Genomic DNA, 21,616 nt, shown 5'->3' on the forward strand with positions numbered 1-21,616 from the left:
CAATCCGGGCTTGAACCGGGGCCGCCGGGCGGCCGGGGTGACGCCTTCAGGGTTCTGAACCGACGAGCCCGGGGCGAGGGCGCCCCGGGCTCGGCAGAAACGGGGCCGCCCGGCGGGGCGGCCGAACGGCGTCAGGGGCGGATCAGAGCGTCCGCCGCTCCTCGTGCACGATGTAGCACTCGATCACGTCCCGGACGCGCATGTCCTGGTAATTCTCGAACGCCATGCCGCATTCCTGGCCGGCCGAGACCTCGCGCGCGTCGTCCTTGAAGCGCTTGAGCTGCGAGAGCTTGCCCTCGTGGACGACGACGTTGTCGCGGATGAGCCGGACGTTGGCGCCGCGCTCGACGCGGCCATCCTCGACCCGGCAGCCCGCGATCTTGCCGACCTTCGAGACGTTGAAGATCTCGAGGATCCGCGCCTCGCCCAGCCGCTCCTCGCGGAGCGTCGGCGGGAGCAGGCCCGACATCGCCGCCTTCACGTCATCCACGAGGTCGTAGATGATGTTGTAGTAGCGGATCTCGACGCCGGAGCGCTCGGCGGCCTCGCGGGCCTCCTTGTGGGCGCGCACGTTGAAGCCGATCACCACGGCGCCGGAGGCCTGGGCCAGGGTGATGTCCGACTCCGTGATGCCGCCCACGCCGGTGTGCAGGATGCGCGCCCCGACCTCCTCGTTGCCGAGCTTGTCGAGGGCCCCCGCGATGGCCTCCACCGAGCCCTGCACGTCGCCCTTGACGACGAGCGCGAACTCCTTGCGGCCGGCGCCCTCCTTGAGGTCGCGCATCATGTCCATCAGCGAGCGGCCCGAGGCGGCACCCGCCGCGGCCGCGCGCTCGCGCTTCACGCGGGCCCGGTACTCGGTGACCTCGCGGGCGCGGGCCTCGTTCTCGACCACCGCGACGCGGTCCCCCGCCTCGGGCGTGCCGTTGAAGCCGAGCACCTCGACCGGGACCGCCGGGCCCGCCTCGCGCACGTTGCGGCCGGTATCGTCGATCAGGGCGCGCACGCGGCCCCACTCGGCGCCCGCCACCACGATGTCGCCCGTGTGCAGCGTGCCGCGGGCGACCAGCACGGTGGCGACCGGGCCGCGGCCGCGGTCGAGCTTGGCCTCGATCACGGTGCCTTCCGCCGAGCGGTCGGGATTGGCGCGCAGGTTCAGCACCTCGGCCTGCAGGGCGAGGCCCTCCAGGAGTTCGTCGAGGCCCTGGCGGGTCTTGGCCGAGACCTCGAATTCGAGGGTCTCGCCGCCCATCGATTCCACCTGCACGTTGTGCTGGAGGAGTTCGGTGCGCACCCGCTGCGGGTTGGCGTCGGGCTTGTCGACCTTGTTGATCGCCACGACGAGCGGCACGTCGGCCGCCTTGGCGTGGGCGATCGCCTCGATCGTCTGGGGCATGACGCCGTCATCGGCCGCCACCACCAGCACGACGATGTCCGTCACCTTGGCGCCGCGGGCGCGCATGGAGGTGAAGGCGGCGTGGCCGGGGGTGTCGATGAAGGTGATCTTGCCGCCGGAGGGCGAGGTCACCTGGTAGGCGCCGATATGCTGCGTGATGCCGCCCGCCTCGCCTTCCACGACGTTGGCGTTGCGGATCGCGTCGAGGAGCGAGGTCTTGCCGTGGTCGACGTGGCCCATGATGGTCACGACCGGGGGCCGCGGCTGGGTGTCCTCGTCGACGTCCGGCTCGTCGAAGAGCCCCTCCTCGACGTCGGATTCCGCCACGCGGCGCACCGTGTGGCCGAGTTCCTCGGCGATCAGCTGGGCCGTGTCCGAGTCGATCACGTCCGTGATCTTGTGGATCTGGCCCTGCTTCATCAGCAGGCGGATGACGTCCACCGCCCGCTCGCTCATGCGGTTGGCGAGTTCCTGGATGGTGATCGTCTCCGGGATGACCACTTCGCGCGACAGCTTCTCTTTCTGCTCCATCTGCCGGTGGCCGGTGAGGCGCTGGGTCCGGCGACGGAAGGAGGCGAGCGAACGGGTCCGCTCATCCTCGCCCGAGGTCGCGGTGGCGATGGTCAGGCGGCCGCGGTTGCGGTCGCCGCCCGGGGATTTCGGCGTCTTGGGCGGGCTGATGATCTTGAGCGGCATGCCGGGCCGCCGGATCACCCGCTTGGTGTCGGCCTCGTCGTCCGCCGGGGCGGCGGCCGGGCGGCCGGTGGCCGGGGCGGCCCGCGCGGGCGTCGCCGCGGTCGGCTGCGCGCTCGCGGCCGGCTTCGGCTCGGGCTTGGGCTCGGGCGGCTTCGGGGCCGGCCGGGCCATGAAGTTCAGGTCGCGGGGCTTGCGCGCATCCGCCGTGAGGACGCGGCGCGGCTCGGCCGGGGTCGCGGGCCGGGCCGCGGCGGCCGGCCGGCCGGGAACCGCGGCCGGGCGCGGGCCCGGAGCAGCGGGGCGCTGGCCCGGAGCGGCGGGGCGCGGGCCCGGTGCCGCGGCGGTCGGGCGCGGCGCCGCCGCGGCGGGCCGCGGGGCGACGGGGGCCGCCGGTGCGGCAGCCTGCGCGGCGGGCGCGGGCGCCTCGAAGGCGGCGGTGGCGGCCGCAGCCCGGGCCGCCTCCTCGTTCGCGCGGCGCTCGGCCTCCTCGGCGGCGCGGCGCTTGCGCGCGTCCTCCTGGCGGCGGCGCTCCTCCTCCTCGCGCTTGCGCGCCTCGGCGGCCTCGCGCTCGCGGGCTTCCGCGGCCTCGCGCTCGGCGCGGCGGCGGGCCTCGTCGGCGGCGCGGCGGCGCTCGTCCTCCTCGCGCCGGCGCGCATCCGCCAGCGCGGCGAGGCGGGCATTCTGCTCCTGGTCGCTCAGCGTGCGCAGCACCACGCCCGAGCGGGCCGGCGCCTGGCGCGGCTCGCCGGAGCGCGGCGGGGCGCCCGAGGCCGGCCGGCTCGGGGCCGGCGCCGGTGCGGTCTCCTTCGGGGCGGCAGCCGGCGCCTGTGGGGCACCGATGACGCGCCGCTTCACTGTCTCGACCACGACCGACTTCGAGCGGCCATGGGAGAAGCTCTGGCGTACGATGCCCTGCTCGACCGGACGCTTCACCGAGAGCGTCTTGGCGGGGCCACCGTGCAGCGTCTTGTCGCCCGGATTCTTCGTCTCACTCATTCAGTTCAGATCCTGGGGGTTCTCAGCGTCCCGGGATCCGGCCTCCCGGAGGCCGCCTCCCACCTGCATCCCGGGAACGCACCCGGGAGGGGCCGATCCCATTCACTCAATCACCGGCCTTCCGGGGACCGGTCACGATCTCATTCCGTCGCCTGGACATCGTCCGGGAGGGCCGTGTCGGCGTCGCCGTGCGGCGCCAGCCCGACATCCCCCGGCGCGGCCTCCGCACCGCGGAAACGGCGGAGCCGACGCCAACGCGCGAGCAAGCCGGCCGTGCCGGCCCCCGCGGTGAGGGCAGCGTGTATCACATGATCCCGGCCCAAGGCCATGTCCAATTCAACACCGGACAGGTCGTCCACCACCGGGATCTCGCATATGGCATCGCCGTAGCGGCGGCGCAATGCCTGGGCGAGCTTGCGCCGCCCGTCCGGGCTGGCGTCGCTGGCGTGCAGGAGGGCCGCCACGCCCTCCCGGCTCGCCACGGCGCTCTCCACCTTGGTGAAGCCCGTGACGACGCAGCCCGCCTTGTTGGCGAGCGAGAGGCCCTGGCGCAGGTCCTGGCGCAGGGCCGCCTCGATCACATCCGCGAGATCCGGCGGCACGGCCGTCGCCTTGCCCTTGAAGGCGCGCTGGAACAGGCGCTTGCGCAGCGCCTCGGCGACCGCCGCGCGGGTCGCGCTGACCCAGGCGCCCCGCCCCGGCAGGCGCGCCCTCAGGTCCGGCACCACCGTCCCGTCCGGCGCGAGCGCGAAGCGGATCATCCCGGAGGGGTTCTGCGCCTCCCGGGTGACGAGGCAGGTGCGCTCAGCCCGCGCGCGGCCGCGCCCGATCCCGGCATCGAGGATGTCGGGCGGCAGATCGTCGGGCAGCGAGTCGTCGGGCGACAGGTCTTCGGGGATCGCGGCGTCCTGCATGGGGGGCCAAGGGTGGGGGCCAAGGGTGGGGGCCAAGGGTGGGGGCCAAGGGTGGCGGGCAAGGGTGGCAGCAAGGGTGGCGGGCACGAGTGGCGGGTCTTGGATGATCGGGGAACGTCGGAGGCGCGGCGCCGGATCCCATCCCTGCCGCGAGAGGCGGGGCGCCGCGCGGCAGCGGCGGCCGATCAGGTCGGCTGGCCCTCGGCCTGAGCGGGCTCGGCCTCGGCCTCGTCCTGCTCGGCCTGCTCGTCCTCGGCGGGCGCCTCCTCCGGGGCCTCGATCCAGCCGGCCCGCACGCGGGCGGCCACGATCATCGCCTCGGCCTCGGCGCGGGAGAGGTCGAACCCGTCGAGGTAGCCCGGGTGACGCACCGCCTCGGGCCCGCGGCCCTCGGTGTAGCCGACGAGATCGTCGGTGGCGCATCCGGCCAGGTCCTCGACCGTGCGCACCTCGTTCTCGCCGAGCGCCACCATCATGGGCGTGGTGATGCCGTCGATCTCGCGCAGCTCGTCCTCGACGCCGAGTTCGCGGCGGCGCGCGTCGTTCTCGGCCTCGATCCGGGCGAGGTATTCCTGGGCCCGGCTCTGGATCTCGGCCCCGGTCTCCTCGTCGAGTCCCTGGATGTTGGCGATGTCGCCCGGCTCGACGTAGGCGATCTCCTCGACGGAGCGGAAGCCCTCCGCGGCCAGGAGCTGGCCGACCGTCTCGTCGACGTCGAGCGCCTGCATGAAGGTGTTGGTGCGCTCGACGAACTCCTTCTGCCGGCGCTCGGATTCCTCGGCCTCGGTCAGGATGTCGATGTCCCAGCCGGTGAGCTGGGAGGCGAGCCGCACGTTCTGGCCGCGGCGGCCGATCGCCAGCGAGAGCTGGTCGTCCGGCACCACCACCTCGATGCGGTCGGCCTCCTCGTCGAGCACGACCTTGACCACCTCGGCCGGCTGGAGCGCGTTGACGATGAAGGTCGCCTGGTCCTGCGACCACGGGATGATGTCGATCTTCTCGCCCTGCAGCTCGCCGACCACGGCCTGGACGCGCGAGCCGCGCATGCCGACGCAGGCGCCGACCGGGTCGATCGAGGAGTCGCGCGAGATGACCGCGATCTTGGCGCGCGAGCCCGGATCGCGGGCCACCGCCTTCACCTCGACGATGCCGTCGTAGATCTCGGGCACCTCCTGGGCGAAGAGCTTCGCCATGAATTGCGGGTGCGAGCGGGACAGGAAGATCTGCGGCCCGCGCACCTCGCGGCGCACGTCGAACAGGTAGGCGCGGATGCGGTCCCCCGGCCGGAAGGTCTCGCGCGGGATCGATTCGTCGCGGCGCACGATGCCCTCGCCGCGGCCGAGATCCACGATGGTGTTGCCGTACTCGACGCGCTTGACGAGGCCGTTCACGATCTCGCCGATGCGGTCCTTGTACTCCTCGTACTGGCGGTCGCGCTCGGCGTCGCGGACCTTCTGAACGATGACCTGCTTGGCCGACTGGGCGGCGACGCGGCCGAAATCGAAGGGCGGCAGGGTGTCGGCGATGACGTCGCCGATCTGGGCTGCCGGGTTGTGCCGGCGGGCGGTCTCGAGGTCGATCTCGCGGGCATCGTTCTCCACCTGCTCCACCACCAGGAGGTGGCGCGAGAGGCGCAGCGCGCCGGTGCGGGGGTCGATCTCGGCATGGACGTCGGTCTCGGCGCCGTAGCGCGAGCGGGCGGCCTTGGCGATGGCCTCCTCCATCGCCCCGATCACGATGGACCGGTCGATGACCTTCTCGCGGGCGACGGCGTCGGCGATCTGGAGCAGTTCGAGTCGGTTGGCGCTGACGACGGCCATGGCTGCTGATCCTTCCCTGGATTCGAGGGCGCCTCGCGGCGCGGATGCCGTTTCGTGTGCGTGGTGCGGTCAGAGGGGCGCGCCGGGCGCCTCGTCCTCGCCCTCCTCATCCTGCGCCGGGGCCGAGCCGCGGCGCAGGGATTCGCGGATGAGGTCGTCGGTGAGCACGAGGTGCGCCTCCCCGATATCGGCGAGGCGCAGCTCGTAGGAGGCGGGCGTCCCCTCCTTCGCGTCGGGCAGGTCGATGCGCACGGTCGCGCCCTCGGGCGCCCGGATGAGGCCGCGGAAGCGCTTGCGCCCCTCCAGCGGCACCGCGAGCTCCACCTTGGCCTCGTGCCCCGCCCAGCGGGCGAAGTCGCCGGCGCGCACCAGCGGCCGGTCGATGCCGGGCGAGGAGATCTCCAGGTGATAGGCCCGGCCGATCGGGTCGTCGACGTCGAGGAGCGGCGAGATGGTGCGGCTCACCGCCTCGCAATCCTCGACCGTCATGGTGCCGTCCGGCCGCTCGGCCATGATCTGGACCGTGCAGCCGTTCTGGCCGGTGACCCGCACCCGCACGAGGCGGAAGCCGAGCCCTTCGAGCGAGGGCTCGACGATCTGCGCCACGCGGGCGGCGACGCCGGTCTCGGTGATGAGCCGCTTCTCGGTCGCGTGATGGTCTGGGGCGTCGGTCATGGTGCTCGCCGGGGCGTCCTCGGGGACGGGCTGGCGTTCCGCTCGCGCTCGCCCGAGGCCGCGGCAATAAAAAAGAGCGGGTCCCGAGGGGCCCACTCCCGCACCGCAGCCTCATCGACCGCGAACAGAACTGATGGCGGAGAGATAGTCCCACCGCGCGAAAAATGCAAGCAGACCGGCCACGACGCCCGCGGCGTTCGGCCGCCCGGCCGGCGCCGCCAAGATCGGGACGGAGCGCCCGCCGAGACTCCGTTGACACTCCCCCCGGAAGCAGTCAATCCAGTGTGACTTCATCCAAAAGCCGGGGCTGCGGGATGAACCCTGTCGAATATCTCCGGGATTTCGCCAAGCAATACCCCACTCAGGGTGCGATTCTCGCCTCGGCAATCGCCTGCTTCGCGGCGGTGGCGCTCATCGAGCAGTTCGGGACGCGGCTCGAGAGCGCGATTCCCGCGGTCGTCTACGTCCTCGCGGTCGGGGTCGTGCTCTTTCTGCTGGTGAGATTCCTCAGCGAGCCGATCGCGCAGCGCGCTTCGGGCTGGTTCATCGCGCTGCTGATCGTCGCGTGGCTGCCGCTCTTCGTGTGGAGCCGGTCCCGGCCCGAGAATGAGCGGCTCGCCTGCGTCGTGTATTTCTGGCTACCCTGCCGCATCGCCGCCGACGCCGCCGCCTCGCAGGCGCAAGCCGCGCCGCCGGCCGGCATGCCGGCACCTGCGAAGCCGGCCGGCGCGACGGCAGCTCTGGCCGGTCCGGCCGCCGAGGCCAGGGCGAAGTACCAAGTCTACATCCAGTTCGCGGGCTTCCCGCGGCCCGCCATCGCGGCCCTCGCCAACGCCCTGGCGGCCCAGGGCTGGGCCGTGCAGGGGGCCGGTGCCGGCGGCGAGCGGGTCGCGGCCGCCGCGACCCTCGCCGAGGTGCGCTACGGCGACCCCGCCGCCAAGCCCGCCGCCGAGGCGCTCGCCGCCGCCCTCAATCAGAGCGGGATCGTCCCCAGGACCGTCAGGGCGGTCCCGCTGGCGATCATCAGGCCGAACGTGCTGGAAGTCTGGATCGGGCAGTAGCGCGGCGCCCCGCGGGCGCGCCGCGGCGGCGGCTCACACCGACAGCCAGCGCCGCACCTGCGCCTCGACCATCTCGGATCTCGGCCCGGCCTCCACCACCTGCCCGCGATCCATCACGGCGTAACTGTCGCACAGGTCGCGCGCCCACTCGAAATACTGCTCGACGAGGACGATCGCCATCTCGCCCTTGCCGCGCAGGTAGTCGATCGCCCGGCCGATATCCTTGATGATCGAGGGCTGGATGCCCTCGGTGGGCTCGTCGAGGACGAGGAGGCGCGGGCGGGTCACCAGGGCCCGACCGATCGCGAGCTGCTGCTGCTGGCCGCCGGAGAGGTCGCCGCCGCGGCGCCAGAGCATGTCCTTCAGCACCGGGAACAGGTCGTAGATCTCCGCCGGCACGTAGCGGTCGCGGCGCGTCAAGGGCGCGAACCCGGTCTCCAGGTTCTCCTTGACGGTGAGCAGCGGGAAGATCTCGCGGCCCTGGGGCACGAAGGCGACGCCCCGGCGCGCGCGGTCGTAGGGGGGAAGCCGGCTGATCTCCTCGCTGGCCAGCCGCACCGCGCCCTTCGAGACCGGCTGCTGGCCCACGATGGCGCGCATCAGCGAGGTCTTTCCGACGCCGTTGCGGCCGAGCACGGCCGTCACCTTGCCGACCTCGGCGGTGAGGGAGACGCCGCGCAGGGCCTGCGCCGCGCCGTAATGCAGGTCGATCGCCTCGACGGTGAGCATGCTGCCGGACCCCCTCAGCGGCCGAGATAGACCTCGACCACCCGCGGGTCGGCCGAGACGGAATCGATCGAGCCCTCGGCCAGCACCGCGCCCTCGTGCAGGCAGGTGACGCGGCAGCCGAGGGCGCGCACGAAGTGCATGTCGTGCTCGACCACGATCACCGCGTGGTCGCGGGCGATGCGCCGCAGCAGCGCGGCGGTCGCCTCGGTCTCCGCGTCGGTCATGCCGGCCACCGGCTCGTCCACGAGGAGCAGCTTCGGGTCCTGCGCCAGCAGCATGCCGATCTCCAGCCACTGCTTCTGGCCGTGGGAGAGGTCGGCGGCCGGCCGCGCCCGGTGCGCCAGCAGGCCGGTCGTGCCGAGGATCGCGTCGATGCGCTCCGCCTCGACCCGGTTGCGCCAGCCGAACAGCGAGGCGGTGGCGCCGCGCGGCCCCTTGAGGGCGAGCAGGATGTTGTCCGCCACGCTGTGGCTCTCGAACACGGTCGGCTTCTGGAACTTCCGGCCGATGCCGAGTTCGGCGATGTCCGCCTCGTCCATGCGGGTGAGGTCGTGCACGCCGTCGAACATGACGGTGCCGGAATCCGGCCGCGTCTTGCCGGTGATGCAATCCATCATGGTGGTCTTGCCGGCCCCGTTCGGGCCGATGATGGCGCGCATCTCGCCGGGCATCAGGGTCAGCGACAGGCCGCGCAGGGCGCGGTAGCCGTCGAACGTGACCCGGATGTCATCGACGTAGAGGAGCGTGCTGGTGAGGCGCCGCTCCTGGGCGGGACCCGCCGGGGGGTCGAGGGCGATCGCCGCGCTCATGAGCCGCGTCCTTCCTCGGCGAGGGCCGGCTCGACCTCCCCCGGCGCCGGCCCGGGCAGGGTCGCCCGCGCGCGCCGGCTCCCGAGCCGCTCGACGAGCGTGCCCACGATGCCGCGCGGCAGGAACAGGGTGACGACGACGAAGAGGGCGCCGAGCATGAACAGCCAGGCGTCCGGCATCGCGCCGGTGAGGAGCGTCTTGGCGTAGTTGACGAGGACGCCGCCGAGGGCGGCCCCGACCAGGGTGCCGCGGCCGCCGACCGCGACCCAGATCACCGCCTCGATGGAGTTGGCCGGCGTGAACTCGGACGGGTTGATGATGCCGACCTGCGGCACGTAGAGGGCGCCGGCCACGCCCGCCATCATGGCCGAGACCGTGAAGGCCAGGACCTTGAAGTGGGCCGTGCGGTAGCCGAGGAAGCGCGTGCGCGATTCCGCGTCGCGGATCGCGATCAGCACCTTGCCGTAGGCGGAGGTCGTCATGACGCGGGCGACCAGGTAGGCGAGCGCCAGGGCGGCGGCGGTGAGGACGAACAGCGTCACCCGGGTGCCCTGCGCCTGCACGTTGAAGCCCAGGATGTCCTTGAAGTCGGTGAGCCCGTTATTGCCGCCGAGGCCCATGTCGTTGCGGAAGAAGGCGAGCATCAGCGCGAAGGTCATCGCCTGGGTGATGATCGACAGGTAGACCCCGGTCACCCGCGAGCGGAAGGCGAGCCAGCCGAACACGAAGGCGAGCAGGCCCGGCACCAGCAGCACCATCAGCGCCGCGAAGGGGAACCAGTCGAAGCCGTGCCAGTACCAGGGCAGGTCCTTCCAGTTCAGGAAGACCATGAAGTCGGGCAGGATCGGGTGGCCGTAGACGCCGCGCGGGCCGATCTGGCGCATCAGGTACATGCCCATCGCGTAGCCGCCGAGGGCGAAGAAGGCGCCGTGGCCGAGGGACAGGATGCCGCAATAGCCCCAGACGAGGTCGAGGCTGAGCGCCAGGATCGCGTAGCAGAGGTACTTGCCCATCAGCGAGACCGCGTAGGTGGGCACGTTCGCCGCCGAGCCCTCGACGGTCGCGAGGTTGAGGACCGGCACCGCCACCGCGAAGGCGAGGAGGACGGCGAGGAAGACCCAGCCCTTCCGGTCGATCAGGGTCATGCTCACGCCTCCACCGCCCGGCCCTTCAGCGCGAACAGGCCGCGCGGGCGCTTCTGGATGAACAACACGATGAAGATCAGGAGCAGGATCTTGCCGAGCACCGCCCCCGCGTAGGGCTCCAGGAACTTGTTCGCGGCGCCGAGGGTCAGGGCCGCGACGAGCGTGCCCCAGAGATTGCCGACGCCGCCGAACACCACGACCAGGAAGGAATCGATGATGTAGCTCTGGCCGAGGTTGGGCGAGACGTTGTCGATCTGCGACAGCGCCACGCCCGCGATGCCGGCGATGCCCGAGCCCAGCCCGAAGGTGAAGGCGTCGATCCAGGGCGTGCGGATGCCCATGGCGGCGGCCATGCGCCGGTTCTGCGTCACCGCCCGGGTCTTCAGGCCGAAGGAGGTCGCCTTGAGGATCAGGTTGAGCCCGACGAAGACGGCGAGCGCGAAGACCACGATCCAGAGCCGCCCCCAGGTGATCGCGAGGCCGAACACGTCGACGGCGCCGGACATGTAGGACGGCGCCCCGACCTCGCGGTTGGTCGGCCCGAACAGCGAGCGGACCCCCTGCTGCAGGATCAGGCTGACGCCCCAGGTGGCGAGCAGCGTCTCGAGCGGCCTGCCGTACAGGAAGCGGATGATGCCCCGCTCGATCACGATGCCGACCGCGCCCGCCACCAGGAAGGCGAGCGGGATGGCGATCGGCAGCGACCAGTCGAACAGGCCGGGCGCCCGCTGGCGGATCACCTCCTGCACCAGGAAGGTCGTGTAGGCGCCGAGCATCACCATCTCGCCATGCGCCATGTTGATGACGCCCATGACCCCGAAGGTGATGGCGAGCCCGATCGCCGCGAGCAGCAGCACCGAGCCGAGGGAGATGCCGTACCAGGCGTTCTGGAGGTTCGCCAGGATGGCGAGGCGGAACGCGATGCCGGCGACCGCCTTGGCGCCGGCCTCGCGCAGGGCGGCCGGCGCGTCCGCCGGCAGGCCGCGCAGGATCGCGAGCGCGTCGCCGTCGCCGCGGGCCTGGAGCACCGCCACGGCGGCGACGCGCTGGGCCTCGCTCGCGTCGGGCTTGGCGAGGAGGGCGGCGGCGCGGGCCTCCTCCAGGGCGCGCCGCACGCCCGCATCGCTCTCGCGGGCGAGCGCCGCGTCGAGGGCCGGCAGGGCGGAGACGTCGCGCGCCTTGAACACCGCGTCCGCGGCGGCGCGGCGCCGGCCGGCCTCGGGCGCGACCAAGTTGAGGGTGCCCTGCGCGGCGTCGATGGCGCGGCGCACCCGGTTGTTGACGCGCACGGGCCTGAACCCCTCCGCGCCCGGCACCGCGGCGCCCGTGCGGGCGAGCGTCAGCGCGGCGCCGTCCCGGATCGCCAGGGCCCGGTCCTCGGGGCGGTACAGGAGCCTTCCGTCGGCGAGCGCGCCGAGGACGAGGCCGGCCCGCGCGTCGCCGCTCGCGGCGAGCGCGGCGATGCCGGCCTCGATCTCGGCGTAGCTGTCGCTCGCGAGCCGGGCGTAGGCGGCCTCCGCCGGCGCCGGCGCCGGCGCCGGCGCTTGGGCCTGGGCCTGGGCCTGGGCCTGGGCGTGCGCGGCCGGCAGGGCGGCGGCGAGGACGACGAGGGTCAGGACGAGGGTGAGCCAGCGACGCATTCGGTGTTCCGATCGTTGAACCGGGCCGCGCCGCGGATCAGGCGCGAGATCCCTCCCCGCGCGGCGGAGGGGCCCGCGCCGCGCGGCGCGGGGGGATTGCGCATCACGCGCCGGGCCGGCCCCCGGCCCGGCGCGCGACGGTGGGGGAACGGGAGCCCGGCGGACCCGCCCGAGGCGCAGCCGCCGGGGAAGGGCGGCTCACGCGCCGCCGCACTTCTTGGTCTTGGTGTTGTAGTTGCCGCAATTGAGCTTCACCCAGTCGGCCTCGAGCTCCTTGGAGCCGTCGAGCTCCTTCGACCACGCATCGCCCGGGACCAGGCCGTCCGTCTTCCACACCACGTCGAACTGGCCGTCGCCCTTGATCTCGCCGATGAAGACCGGCTTGGTGATGTGGTGGTTCGGCAGCATCTCCGACGTGCCGCCGGTCAGGTTGGCCTGCTTGGTGCCGGGCAGCGCCGCGATCACCTTGTCCGGATCGACCGAGCCGGCCTTCTCGACCGCCTTCACCCACATGTTGAAGCCGATGTAGTGGGCTTCCATCGGGTCGTTGGTCACCCGCTTCGGGTTCTTGGTGAATTCCTTCCACTTGGCGATGAACGCCTTGTTGTCCGGCGTGTCGATCGACTCGAAGTAGTTCCAGGCCGCGAGGTGGCCGAGCAGCGGCTTGGTGTCGATGCCCGCCAGCTCCTCCTCGCCGACCGAGAAGGCCACCACCGGGATGTCGGTCGCCTTGATGCCCTGGTTGGCCAGCTCCTTGTAGAACGGCACGTTCGCGTCGCCGTTGATCGTCGAGACCACCGCCGTCTTCTTGCCGGCCGAGCCGAAGGCCTTGATCGCGGCGACCCGGGTCTGCCAGTCGGACTGACCGAATGGGGTGTAGTTGATCGAGATGTCCTCGGGCTTCACGCCCTTCGACCTGAGGTAGGCTTCGAGGATCTTGTTGGTCGTGCGCGGGTAGACGTAGTCCGTGCCCTCCAGCACCCAGCGCTGAACCTTCTCCTCCTTCATCAGGTAGTCGACGGCCGGGATCGCCTGCTGGTTCGGGGCGGCGCCCGTGTAGAACACGTTGCGCTCGCTCTCCTCACCCTCGTACTGCACGGGGTAGAACAGGACCGAGTTCAGCTCCTTGAAGACCGGCAGGACCGACTTGCGCGACACGCTGGTCCAGCAGCCGAACACCGCCGATACCTTGTCCTTCGAGATCAGCTCGCGCGCCTTCTCGGCGAAGAGCGGCCAGTTCGAGGCCGGGTCGACCACGACCGCTTCGAGCTTCTTTCCCAGCACGCCGCCCTTTTTGTTCTGCTCATCGATCAGCATGAGCATGACGTCCTTGAGGGTCGTCTCGGAGATGGCCATCGTGCCCGAGAGCGAGTGCAGGATGCCGACCTTTATCGTCTCCTGCGCGAACGCGGCGGTGGACGCCACCGTGCCGAGCGCGAGCCCGCCCGCGACGGCGGCGCGCGAGAGCCATGCCTTCCAGGACATCGTCATGTTTTCCTCTTCCCCCGACCTCTCGTCCGGTCGCCCCCCACCGGCAAGCGATGTGCCAATTTCGCGTGCGCCGACAGCCTAGGCCGGGGGGCCGGATTCGGTCCGAACCGCGGCCGGACGCCGGCATTGCAGCGCAAACGGGCAGGCCTGCGCCGCCGTCGAGCCCAAAGGCGCGTCACGCTGCCCATCAGGCCGGCAATTTGCCGCCGAAGTGGCGCGGCCGCCGCGATTCCGCGCCGGGACGGCACCCAGATCGGCCGATCGCGCTCGCGAGCAGGCCTCGCTCGGGTCGAAGCCTGAAGCCTGCCCGAGGTCTCCGCCTGTGCCGCGTAACCTCCGCTGAGCCGGCATCCCCTTCGTCGGGAAATGCTCTAGCTGTGCGGCCAGGGGAGACGCCGATGATCGAGGACCTCTGGTACAAGAACGCCGTCATCTACTGCCTGTCGGTCGGCACCTTCATGGATGCGAACGGCGACGGCATCGGCGACTTCTCCGGCCTGGAGCGGCGCCTCGACTACCTGGTCGGGCTCGGGGTGACGGCCCTCTGGCTGATGCCGTTCCAGCCCTCGCCGATGCGCGACAACGGCTACGACGTCAGCGACTATTACGGCGTCGACCCGCGCTACGGCACGCTCGGCGACTTCGTGGCCTTCACCCACGCGGCCAAGCAGCGCGGCCTCAAGGTCCTGATCGACCTCGTGGTCAACCACACCTCCGACCGCCATCCCTGGTTCCAGTCGGCCCGCTCCGACCCGGATTCCCCGACCCGCGACTGGTACGTCTGGTCGAAGACCAAGCCCCCGCACGCCGACAGCGGCGTCGTCTTCCCGGGGGTGCAGAAGACCACCTGGACCTACGACCGGGCGGCGCGGGCCTATTATTTCCACCGCTTCTACGATTTCCAGCCCGACCTCAACACCGCGAACCCGCGGGTGCAGGCCGAGATCCTGAAGATCATGGGGTTCTGGATCCAGCTCGGCGTCTCGGGCTTCCGCATGGACGCGGTGCCCTTCGTGATCGCCGAGAAGGGGCCGGAGGTGACGGGGGCGCCGGTCGAGCAGTTCGGGATGCTGCGCCAGTTCCGCGAGTTCCTGCAGTGGCGCCAGGGCGACGCGATCATCCTGGCCGAGGCGAACGTGCTGCCGCGCCAGGACCTCGACTATTTCGGCGAGGACGCCGACCGCATGCACATGATGTTCAACTTCCAGGTCAATCAGGGCCTGTTCCACGCCCTGGCGACCGCCACGACGGAGCGCCTGCTCGACTGCCTGGAGAAGACGCGGGCGCGGCCGGCCTCGGCGCAATGGGCGCAGTTCCTGCGCAACCACGACGAGCTCGACCTCGGGCGCCTGTCGGCGGAGGAGCGGGAGGCGGTCTTCGCCGCCTTCGGTCCCGACCCGGACATGCAGCTCTACGGGCGCGGCATCCGCCGGCGCCTGCCCCCGATGCTGAGCGGCGACCGGCGGAGGCTCGAACTCGCCTACAGCCTGATGTTCACCCTGCCGGGCACGCCGGTCCTGCGCTACGGCGACGAGATCGGCATGGGCGACGACCTCCGGCTGCCCGAGCGCGAATGCGCCCGCACGCCGATGCAGTGGTCCGACGAGCCCGAGGGCGGGTTCACCAAGAGCGCGCGCCCGGTCGCGCCGCCGATCCGCTCCGGCCCCTACGGCTACCCGCACGTGAACGCCGCGGTCCAGCGCCACGACCCGAACTCGCTGCTCAACTGGCTGGAGCGGATCATCCGGATGCGCAAGGAGGTGCCGGAGATCGGCTGGGGCGATTTCACCGTGCTGAGGACCGGGGCCGAGAGCGTGCTCGGCCTGCGCTACGAGTGGCGCAACAACGCGGTGGTCTGCCTGCACAACCTCGCGGCGGAGCCGATCGAGATCCGCTTCGCGACCGGCCTTCCCGGCGAGGGCGGGGCGCTCACCGACCTCCTCACCGGCGAGCGCAACCGCCCGGACGAGAGCGGCCGGCACACCTTGCTCCTCGAAGGCTACGGCTACCGCTGGTACCGGGCCGGCGGGCTCGACTACCTGCTGAAGCGCAGCGAGGTGTGAGCCCCTGTGACAGCGCCCGCGCGCTTGCGTAGAAGCGGCCCATGGCTCCCGTCGTCCGCTTCGCGCCCTCCCCCACGGGCTACCTCCACATCGGCAATGCCCGCCCGGCCCTCTTCAACGCGCTCTTCGCCCGGCGCGCGGGGGGCCGCTTCGTGCTGCGCCTCGACGACACCGACACGGCGCGCTCGACGCCCGAATTCGCCGCGGCGATCGTCGAGGACCTCGCCTGGCTCGGCATCGTGCCGGACGAGACCCTGCGCCAGTCCGACCGCATCGCCCTCTACGACGCGGCGGCGGAGCGCCTGCGCGCGGCGGGCCGCCTCTACCCGGCCTACGAGACGTCCGACGAGCTCGAGCGCCGGCGCCGCCGCCAGCTCGGCCGCGGCCTGCCGCCGGTCTACGACCGCGCCGCCCTGCGGCTGACGGCCGAGGAGCGGGCCGCCTTCGAGGCCGAGGGACGGCGGCCGCACTGGCGCTTCCGCCTCGATCCCGGCCCGGTCACCTGGACCGACCTCGTGCGCGGCCCCTGCCACGTCGAGGCCGATTCGCTCTCGGACCCGGTGCTGGTGCGCGAGGACGGCAGCTACCTCTACACCCTCCCCTCCGTGGTGGACGATGCCGAGATCGGCATCACGCACGTGATCCGGGGCGAGGACCACGTCACCAACACGGCGGTGCAGATCCAGATCTTCCGCGCGCTCGGCGCCGCCGTGCCGGTCTTCGCCCACCACAACCTCCTCACCACGGCGAGCGGCGAGGGCCTGTCGAAGCGCCTCGGCCACCTGTCGCTGCGCGGCCTGCGCGACCAGGGCTACGAGCCCGGCGCGGTCGCCTCCCTGGCGGTGCTCACCGGCTCCTCGGAGGCGGTGCGGGCCGTCCCCGACCTCGATGGGCTGGCCGCGCTCCTCGACCTCGCCCACGTCTCGCGGGCCCCCGCCAAGTTCGACCCGCACGACCTCGACCAGCTGAACGCGCGCCTCCTGCACGAGATGCCCCTCGCCGCCGCGGCGCCGCGGCTCGCCGCCCTGGGCATTCCGGCCGCGGCGGCGGAGCCGTTCTGGGCCGCCGTGCGGGCGAACCTCGCCACGTTCTCCGACGCGGCCGGGTGGTGGCGCGTCGTCGCCGGCCCCGCCGCGCCGCTGATCGCCGATCCGGCCCTGGCGGCCCGCGCGGCGGCGCTCCTGCCCCCGGAACCCTGGGACGCGACGACCTGGAAGAGCTGGACCGAGGCCGTGAAGGCCGCGACGGGGCTCAAGGGCAAGGCGCTGTTCCTGCCGCTGCGGCTCGCCCTGACCGGGCTCGATCACGGCCCCGACCTCTCGGGCCTGCTCCCGCTGATCGGGCGCGAGCGGGCGCAGCGGCGCCTGCGCGGCGAGGCGGCCTGAGCCGCGCGCGATCCCCGCTCCCCTTCCTCGCAGGTGACCCCATGCCCCCCGAGCCACGGCCCCGCCGCGCCGCCCTGCGCGGGCAAGCGATCAGCTTCTCGGGCAATCCCTTCCTGCAGGCGCCGCGGGACTGCTTCGTCCACCACGAGGACGCGCTGATCCTGATCGAGGACGGGCGGATCGCCGCCTTCGCGCCCTACGATCCCGCCCTGCTGCCGCCGGGCGTGACGCCGGTCCACTACGAGAACGCCCTGATCACGGCGGGCTTCGTCGACGCGCACGTGCACTACCCGCAGGTCGGGATGGTGGGCGCCTTCGGCGAGCAGCTGCTCGCCTGGCTCGAGCGCTACACCTTCCCGGCCGAGCGCGCCTTCGCGGACCCGGCCCATGCCGAGGCCGCCGCCAGGATCTTCCTGCGCGAGATCCTGCGGGCCGGCACCACCACGGCCTCGGTCTACTGCACGGTCCATCCCCACTCGGTCGACGCCCTGTTCGCCGAATCCGAGCGGTTCAACACCCTCATGGTGGCCGGCAAGGTGCTGATGGACTCGCACGCGCCGGACGACCTGCGCGACACGGTCGAGAGCGGCTACGAGGACAGCCTCGCGCTGATCCGCCGCTGGCACGGGCGCGGCCGGCAGCATTACGGGGTGACGCCGCGCTACGCCGGAAGCTGCAGCGCGGCGCAGCTCGACTCGGCCGGGGCGCTGCTGCGCGGCCATGAGGGCCTGTTCCTGCAGACCCACCTGAGCGAGAGCCCGGCCGAGGTCGCCTGGGTGCGCGACCTGTTTCCGGCCCGCTCCAGCTACCTCGACATCTACGCCCATGCGGGGCTGGTGCGGCCGCGCGCGATCTTCGGGCACGGCATCCACGTCGGCGAGGAGGAGTTCTGCACCTGCCACGCGGCCGGCGCGGCGCTCGCCCATTGCCCGACCTCGAACCTCTTCCTCGGCAGCGGCCTGTTCCGGCTCTTCGACGCCCTCGATCCCCGCCGCCCGGTGCGGGTCGCGATCGGCACCGATATCGGGGCGGGGACCAGCTTCTCCGCCCTGCGCACGCTCGGCGAGGCCTACAAGGTCGCCGCCCTGCGCGGCGACGCCCTCGACGGGCTGAGGGCCTTCCACCTCGCGACGCTTGGGGGCGCGGCCGCGCTCCACCTCGACGACCGGATCGGCCGGATCGCGCCGGGCTACGACGCCGATCTCTGCGTGCTCGGCCTCGACGCGACGCCGTTCCTGGCCTTCCGCACCGCCCGCTGCGAGCGCGTCGAGGACCTGATGTTCGTCCTGATGACGCTCGGCGACGAGCGCGCGGTGCGGGCGACCTGGGTGGCGGGCGAATGCGTCTACGACGCCGCCCGCCGGCCGGACCCGTTCCGCTACGTGGACGGCGCGGCGGCCGGATGAGCCTCCGGCGCAGCGCCTCGCGCGTCACGGCATCAGGGCGAGCGCCTGCGCGAAGAAGTCCGGCCCGCCGAAATTTCCCGACTTCAGGGCGAGCCGCATCGGCCGGTCGACCGTGCCGAGCACCGGCACGCCCGGCGCGATCTCGGGGCCGACCCGGAAGGCCGGGAGCCCGAGCGCGTCGACCACCGCGCCCGAGGTCTCGCCGCCCGCGACGACGAGGCGGCGCACGCCGCGCCGCACCAGCCCCTCGGCGAGGCGGGCCATCGCGGCCTCGATGGCGTGGCCGGCGGCCTCGCGCCCGTGCCGGGCCTGCAGGTCCGCCACGGCCTGCGGCGTCGCGCTCGACGCGATCAGGACCGGGCCGGCCCCGATCCGCTCCGCCGCCCAGGACAGGGCCTCCTCGACCTCGTCGGCGCCCGCGAGCAGCCGCTCGGGGTCGAGGCGCCGCACCGGCATCGCGGCCTCGGCCGCCGCGATCTGGCCGAGGGTGGCCTGGGAGCAGCTGCCCGCGAGGCAGGCCGCCGGCCCGCCGACCGGGGCCCCGAGCCCCTCCGCGGCGTCGGCCGGCCGGACCCGGCCGCTCGCCACCAGCGCCCGGGCGAGGCCGAGCCCCAGGCCCGACGCCCCCGTCGAGACCGGATCGGACAGGCAGGCCTGCCCCAGCACGGCGAGATCCGCGTCGAAGACCGCGTCCGCGATGGCCGCGCCCTTGCCCTCGGCCGCGAGCGCGTCGAGGCGGGCGCGCACGGCCTCGGCCCCGCGCGCGACGGTGGCGAGGTCGACGAGCCCGACCGGATCGCGGCTCTGGCGCGCCAGCACCCGGGCGAGGTTGGAATCCCGCATCGGGTTGAGGGGATGGTCCTTGAGCGGGCTCTCGTGCAGCGGCACGGCGCCGACGAAGAGGTGGCCCTGGTAGACGGTGCGCCCCGTCTCCGGGAAGGCCGGCGTCACCAGGGCGATCGCCGCCCCGGAGGAGCGGCGCAGCGCGTCGGTCACCGGGCCGATATTGCCCGCGTCGGTCGAGTCGAAGGTCGAGCAGATCTTGAACAGGACGTGGGCCGCGCCCCGCGCCCGCAGCCAGGCCTCCGCCTCGCCCGACCGGGCGACCGCCTGCTCGGCCGGGATCGAGCGGCTCTTGAGCGAGACCACGACGGCGTCGATCCCCGGCAGGTCGAGGTCGTCGCCCGGCACGCCGATGGTCTGGACCGTGCGCAGGCCCGCCCGGGTGAGGGTGTTGGCGAGGTCGGACGCGCCCGTGTAATCGTCGGCGATGCAGCCGAGGGCGAGGCTCATCGGGGCGGAGGTCATCGGGGCGGAGGTCATCTGAACGGAGGTCATGGGCGCGCCTCCCGGTAGGGCGCGAACCAGCCGAGGCCCTCGCGCGTCCCGGCCTTCGGGTTGTACTCGCAGCCGACGAACCCCCCGTAGCCGAGCCGGTCGAGCTCCGCGAACAGGAAGGCGTCGTTCATCTCGCCGGTCCCGGGCTCGTGCCGGTCGGGCACGCTCGCGGTCTGCACGTGGCCGATCAGCGGCATCAGGGCGCGCAGCCGGGCGGTCACGTCCCCGTGCAGGATCTGGCAATGGTAGAGGTCGAACTGGAGCTTGAGGTTCGGCGCCGCGAGGTCGCGGATCAGCGCGGCGGCGAAGCCGAAATCGTCGAGGAAGTAGCCCGGCATGTTGCGGCCGTTGATGGGCTCCAGCAGGACGTCGATCCCCTCGCGCCCCAGTCGCTCGGCGGTCCAGGTCACGGCGCCGCGATAGGCGTCGCGGGCCGCGGGATCGGCCTTGTCGGCCATCCCGGCCATCAGGTGGAGGCGGCGCACGCCGGTCTCGGCCGCGTAGGCGAGCGCGGTCTCGATTCCGGCCTTCAGCTCGTCGGCGCGCCCCGGCAGGGCGGCGAGCCCGCGCTCGCCGGCGGCCCAGTCGCCCGGCGGCAGGTTGAACAGCGCCTGGGTGAGCCCGTGGCGGCGCAGGCGCTCGCCGATCGCCGCCGGCGGGTGCTCGTAGGGGAACAGGAACTCGACCGCGGTGAAGCCCTCCCCCGCGGCGGCCGCGAAGCGGTCGAGGAAGGGGAGTTCGGTGAACATCAGCGTGAGGTTGGCGGCGAAGCGCGGCATGGCTCCTCCCTCTCGGATCGGGCGGTCCGGCCGGACCGGCACGATGCGCGTCCGACCGGATTGGTGTCTGCGCATCGCGCCCGCGGCCGCACCGGCGACCGCTGCGGCGCGTGATGCTCCGGGTCAGGGCAGCGCGGTGCCCGTCACCTGCGCGTAGAGCCGGGCCACGGAGGAATCGTCGTCCCGGCCCATCCCGGCGGCCGAGGCCATCAGGAACATCTGCAGGGCGGCCGCCGCCACCGGGACCGGAAAGCGCTGCGCCCGGGCCATGTCCTGGACGATGCCGAGGTCCTTCACGAAGATGTCGACGGCGCTGCGGGGCGCGTAGTCGCCCGCGAGGACGCGCGGCATGCGGTTCTCGAACATCCAGGAATTGCCCGCCGAGGCGGTGATGACCTCGTAGACCTTGCCGAGGTCGAGACCCTGGCGGGCGGCGAAGGCCATGGCCTCGCTCGCCGCCGCGATGTGCACCCCGGCGAGCAGCTGGTTGATCATCTTGAAGGCGGCGCCCTGCCCGGCGGACTCGCCGAGTTCGTAGAGCGTGGCCGCCATGGCGTCGAGGGCCGGCCGCGCGCGGGCGAAGGCCGCGCCGCTCCCCGAGGCCAGGATGGTGAGCGCCCCCTCGGAGGCGCGCTGGGCGCCGCCGCTGATCGGCGCGTCGAGGTAGAGCCGCCCGGACGCTTCCAGCCGGCCCGCGAGGCGGCGGGCCGCCTCCGGATCCATCGTGGCGCAGGAGACGAACACCGCCCCCTCGGGCATGGCGGCCGCCACGCCCCCTCCCCGAACAGGACCGCCTCGGTCTGGGCCGCGTTCACGACGACGCTGACGACGATGTCGGCCCCGGAGGCCGCCTCCGCCGGGCTCGCCGCCCCCGCCCGCCCTCGCCCGCGAAGCGCTCCACCACCGCCCGGTCGAGGTCGAAGCCCGCCACGGCGAGGCCGGCGCGGCGCAGCGACTGCGCCATGCCGTAGCCCATCGATCCGAGGCCGATCACGGCGGCGCGGACGGACCCGTCGGTCATCACGGCATTCTCCTCCCTGATGCGCCGTCTCGGGCCCCGGGGGGCCGCCCGCGGCGCGACGCGCGAGCACTCTGAACACGGCGGCGCCGCACGGCCAGCCCCGGCCTTCGGGGTGCTTCGTTCTGATCAGTCTAGCAACTCGTGGCAGCGCTTCCAATCTGAAGCAGCGGCCCCCGCGCACGCGTTGAGCGAGCCCGGGACTCGTGACATCGTGCAACCGCGGCGGGGCGGCGGTCTCGGCCCCGTCCGCGA

General features: G+C 72.8%; 15 protein-coding genes and 1 pseudogene. 4 read left to right on the top strand and 12 right to left on the bottom strand.

The annotated features are described in order from the left end of the window. Window positions 1–142: 142 nt before the first annotated feature. The 4 genes from infB to rimP form a co-directional block, all read right to left on the bottom strand. Window positions 143–3,088 carry a translation initiation factor IF-2 gene (gene infB, locus QA634_RS13240; protein ID WP_012332456.1) on the bottom strand — a complete coding sequence of 982 codons (2,946 nt, stop codon included), beginning with the start codon at window positions 3,086–3,088 and terminating at the stop codon, window positions 143–145. A 140-nt stretch (window positions 3,089–3,228) separates the two neighbouring features. Further along, the gene (locus QA634_RS13245) at window positions 3,229–4,002 is read right to left on the bottom strand and encodes an RNA-binding protein (protein ID WP_012332457.1); all 774 of its coding nucleotides are present in this window, start codon (window positions 4,000–4,002) and stop codon (window positions 3,229–3,231) included. 185 nt (window positions 4,003–4,187) lie between these two features. After that, on the bottom strand, window positions 4,188–5,822 hold the full coding sequence (nusA, locus tag QA634_RS13250) for a transcription termination factor NusA (RefSeq protein WP_012332458.1): 1,635 nt from the start codon (window positions 5,820–5,822) through the stop codon (window positions 4,188–4,190). A 69-nt stretch (window positions 5,823–5,891) separates the two neighbouring features. Continuing rightward, entirely contained in the window at window positions 5,892–6,497 is a 606-nt protein-coding gene (rimP, locus tag QA634_RS13255; RefSeq protein WP_012332459.1) for a ribosome maturation factor RimP, read from the bottom strand. Window positions 6,498–6,811: 314 nt separating this feature from the next. Between rimP and QA634_RS13260 the strand changes: the two genes are divergently transcribed. Beyond that, entirely contained in the window at window positions 6,812–7,558 is a 747-nt protein-coding gene (locus tag QA634_RS13260; protein ID WP_012332460.1) for a hypothetical protein, read from the top strand. 33 nt (window positions 7,559–7,591) lie between these two features. On the opposite strand, the gene urtE is transcribed toward QA634_RS13260, so the two are convergent. From urtE to urtA, 5 genes are all read right to left on the bottom strand, one after another. Continuing rightward, on the bottom strand, window positions 7,592–8,287 hold the full coding sequence (urtE, locus tag QA634_RS13265) for an urea ABC transporter ATP-binding subunit UrtE (RefSeq protein ID WP_012332461.1): 696 nt from the start codon (window positions 8,285–8,287) through the stop codon (window positions 7,592–7,594). Window positions 8,288–8,301: 14 nt separating this feature from the next. Next, window positions 8,302–9,096 (bottom strand): urea ABC transporter ATP-binding protein UrtD, encoded by a 795-nt coding sequence (urtD, locus tag QA634_RS13270; RefSeq protein WP_012332462.1) that lies wholly within the window; start codon window positions 9,094–9,096, stop codon window positions 8,302–8,304. Then, the gene (gene urtC / locus QA634_RS13275; RefSeq protein WP_012332463.1) at window positions 9,093–10,241 is read right to left on the bottom strand and encodes an urea ABC transporter permease subunit UrtC; all 1,149 of its coding nucleotides are present in this window, start codon (window positions 10,239–10,241) and stop codon (window positions 9,093–9,095) included. The genes urtD and urtC overlap by 4 nt, the downstream gene beginning before the upstream one ends. 2 nt (window positions 10,242–10,243) lie before the next feature. Continuing rightward, window positions 10,244–11,881 (bottom strand): urea ABC transporter permease subunit UrtB, encoded by a 1,638-nt coding sequence (gene urtB / locus QA634_RS13280; protein WP_012332464.1) that lies wholly within the window; start codon window positions 11,879–11,881, stop codon window positions 10,244–10,246. Window positions 11,882–12,079: 198 nt separating this feature from the next. After that, window positions 12,080–13,366 carry an urea ABC transporter substrate-binding protein gene (gene urtA / locus QA634_RS13285; protein ID WP_012332465.1) on the bottom strand — a complete coding sequence of 429 codons (1,287 nt, stop codon included), beginning with the start codon at window positions 13,364–13,366 and terminating at the stop codon, window positions 12,080–12,082. A 404-nt stretch (window positions 13,367–13,770) separates the two neighbouring features. On the opposite strand from urtA, the gene QA634_RS13290 reads away from it, so the two are divergent. Genes QA634_RS13290 through guaD form a run of 3 tightly spaced genes read left to right on the top strand, consistent with a single transcriptional unit; the run spans window position 13,771 to window position 18,226 of the window. Further along, on the top strand, window positions 13,771–15,435 hold the full coding sequence (locus QA634_RS13290; RefSeq protein ID WP_012332466.1) for an alpha-amylase family protein: 1,665 nt from the start codon (window positions 13,771–13,773) through the stop codon (window positions 15,433–15,435). 41 nt (window positions 15,436–15,476) lie between these two features. Further along, window positions 15,477–16,820 (top strand): glutamate--tRNA ligase, encoded by a 1,344-nt coding sequence (gene gltX, locus QA634_RS13295; RefSeq protein WP_012332467.1) that lies wholly within the window; start codon window positions 15,477–15,479, stop codon window positions 16,818–16,820. Between the two features lie 41 nt (window positions 16,821–16,861). After that, window positions 16,862–18,226, top strand: coding sequence for a guanine deaminase (guaD, locus tag QA634_RS13300; protein WP_012332468.1), 1,365 nt, complete (start codon window positions 16,862–16,864; stop codon window positions 18,224–18,226). Window positions 18,227–18,250: 24 nt separating this feature from the next. On the opposite strand, the gene otnK is transcribed toward guaD, so the two are convergent. The 3 genes and pseudogenes from otnK to ltnD form a co-directional block, all read right to left on the bottom strand. Continuing rightward, the gene (gene otnK, locus QA634_RS13305; protein ID WP_026190651.1) at window positions 18,251–19,519 is read right to left on the bottom strand and encodes a 3-oxo-tetronate kinase; all 1,269 of its coding nucleotides are present in this window, start codon (window positions 19,517–19,519) and stop codon (window positions 18,251–18,253) included. Between the two features lie 41 nt (window positions 19,520–19,560). Continuing rightward, on the bottom strand, window positions 19,561–20,343 hold the full coding sequence (gene otnI, locus QA634_RS13310) for a 2-oxo-tetronate isomerase (protein WP_012332470.1): 783 nt from the start codon (window positions 20,341–20,343) through the stop codon (window positions 19,561–19,563). Window positions 20,344–20,466: 123 nt separating this feature from the next. After that, window positions 20,467–21,364, bottom strand: a pseudogene (gene ltnD / locus QA634_RS13315) (L-threonate dehydrogenase). Window positions 21,365–21,616: the final 252 nt, after the last annotated feature.

Origin of the sequence: Methylobacterium sp. CB376 (assembly GCF_029714205.1) — a bacterium.
GTDB lineage: Bacteria > Pseudomonadota > Alphaproteobacteria > Rhizobiales > Beijerinckiaceae > Methylobacterium.

Bases quoted from the DNA above. Each gene is read 5' to 3' on its own strand.
- QA634_RS13290 (WP_012332466.1), top strand. From the start codon at position 13,771: ATGATCGAGGACCTCTGGTACAAGAACGCCGTCATCTACTGCCTGTCG.
- urtC (WP_012332463.1), bottom strand. From the start codon at position 10,241: ATGACCCTGATCGACCGGAAGGGCTGGGTCTTCCTCGCCGTCCTCCTC.
- gltX (WP_012332467.1), top strand. From the start codon at position 15,477: ATGGCTCCCGTCGTCCGCTTCGCGCCCTCCCCCACGGGCTACCTCCAC.
- otnK (WP_026190651.1), bottom strand. From the start codon at position 19,519: ATGAGCCTCGCCCTCGGCTGCATCGCCGACGATTACACGGGCGCGTCC.
- urtB (WP_012332464.1), bottom strand. From the start codon at position 11,881: ATGCGTCGCTGGCTCACCCTCGTCCTGACCCTCGTCGTCCTCGCCGCC.
- QA634_RS13245 (WP_012332457.1), bottom strand. From the start codon at position 4,002: ATGCAGGACGCCGCGATCCCCGAAGACCTGTCGCCCGACGACTCGCTG.
- infB (WP_012332456.1), bottom strand. From the start codon at position 3,088: ATGAGTGAGACGAAGAATCCGGGCGACAAGACGCTGCACGGTGGCCCC.
- nusA (WP_012332458.1), bottom strand. From the start codon at position 5,822: ATGGCCGTCGTCAGCGCCAACCGACTCGAACTGCTCCAGATCGCCGAC.
- otnI (WP_012332470.1), bottom strand. From the start codon at position 20,343: ATGCCGCGCTTCGCCGCCAACCTCACGCTGATGTTCACCGAACTCCCC.
- guaD (WP_012332468.1), top strand. From the start codon at position 16,862: ATGCCCCCCGAGCCACGGCCCCGCCGCGCCGCCCTGCGCGGGCAAGCG.
- urtE (WP_012332461.1), bottom strand. From the start codon at position 8,287: ATGCTCACCGTCGAGGCGATCGACCTGCATTACGGCGCGGCGCAGGCC.
- urtD (WP_012332462.1), bottom strand. From the start codon at position 9,096: ATGAGCGCGGCGATCGCCCTCGACCCCCCGGCGGGTCCCGCCCAGGAG.
- urtA (WP_012332465.1), bottom strand. From the start codon at position 13,366: ATGTCCTGGAAGGCATGGCTCTCGCGCGCCGCCGTCGCGGGCGGGCTC.
- QA634_RS13260 (WP_012332460.1), top strand. From the start codon at position 6,812: ATGAACCCTGTCGAATATCTCCGGGATTTCGCCAAGCAATACCCCACT.
- rimP (WP_012332459.1), bottom strand. From the start codon at position 6,497: ATGACCGACGCCCCAGACCATCACGCGACCGAGAAGCGGCTCATCACC.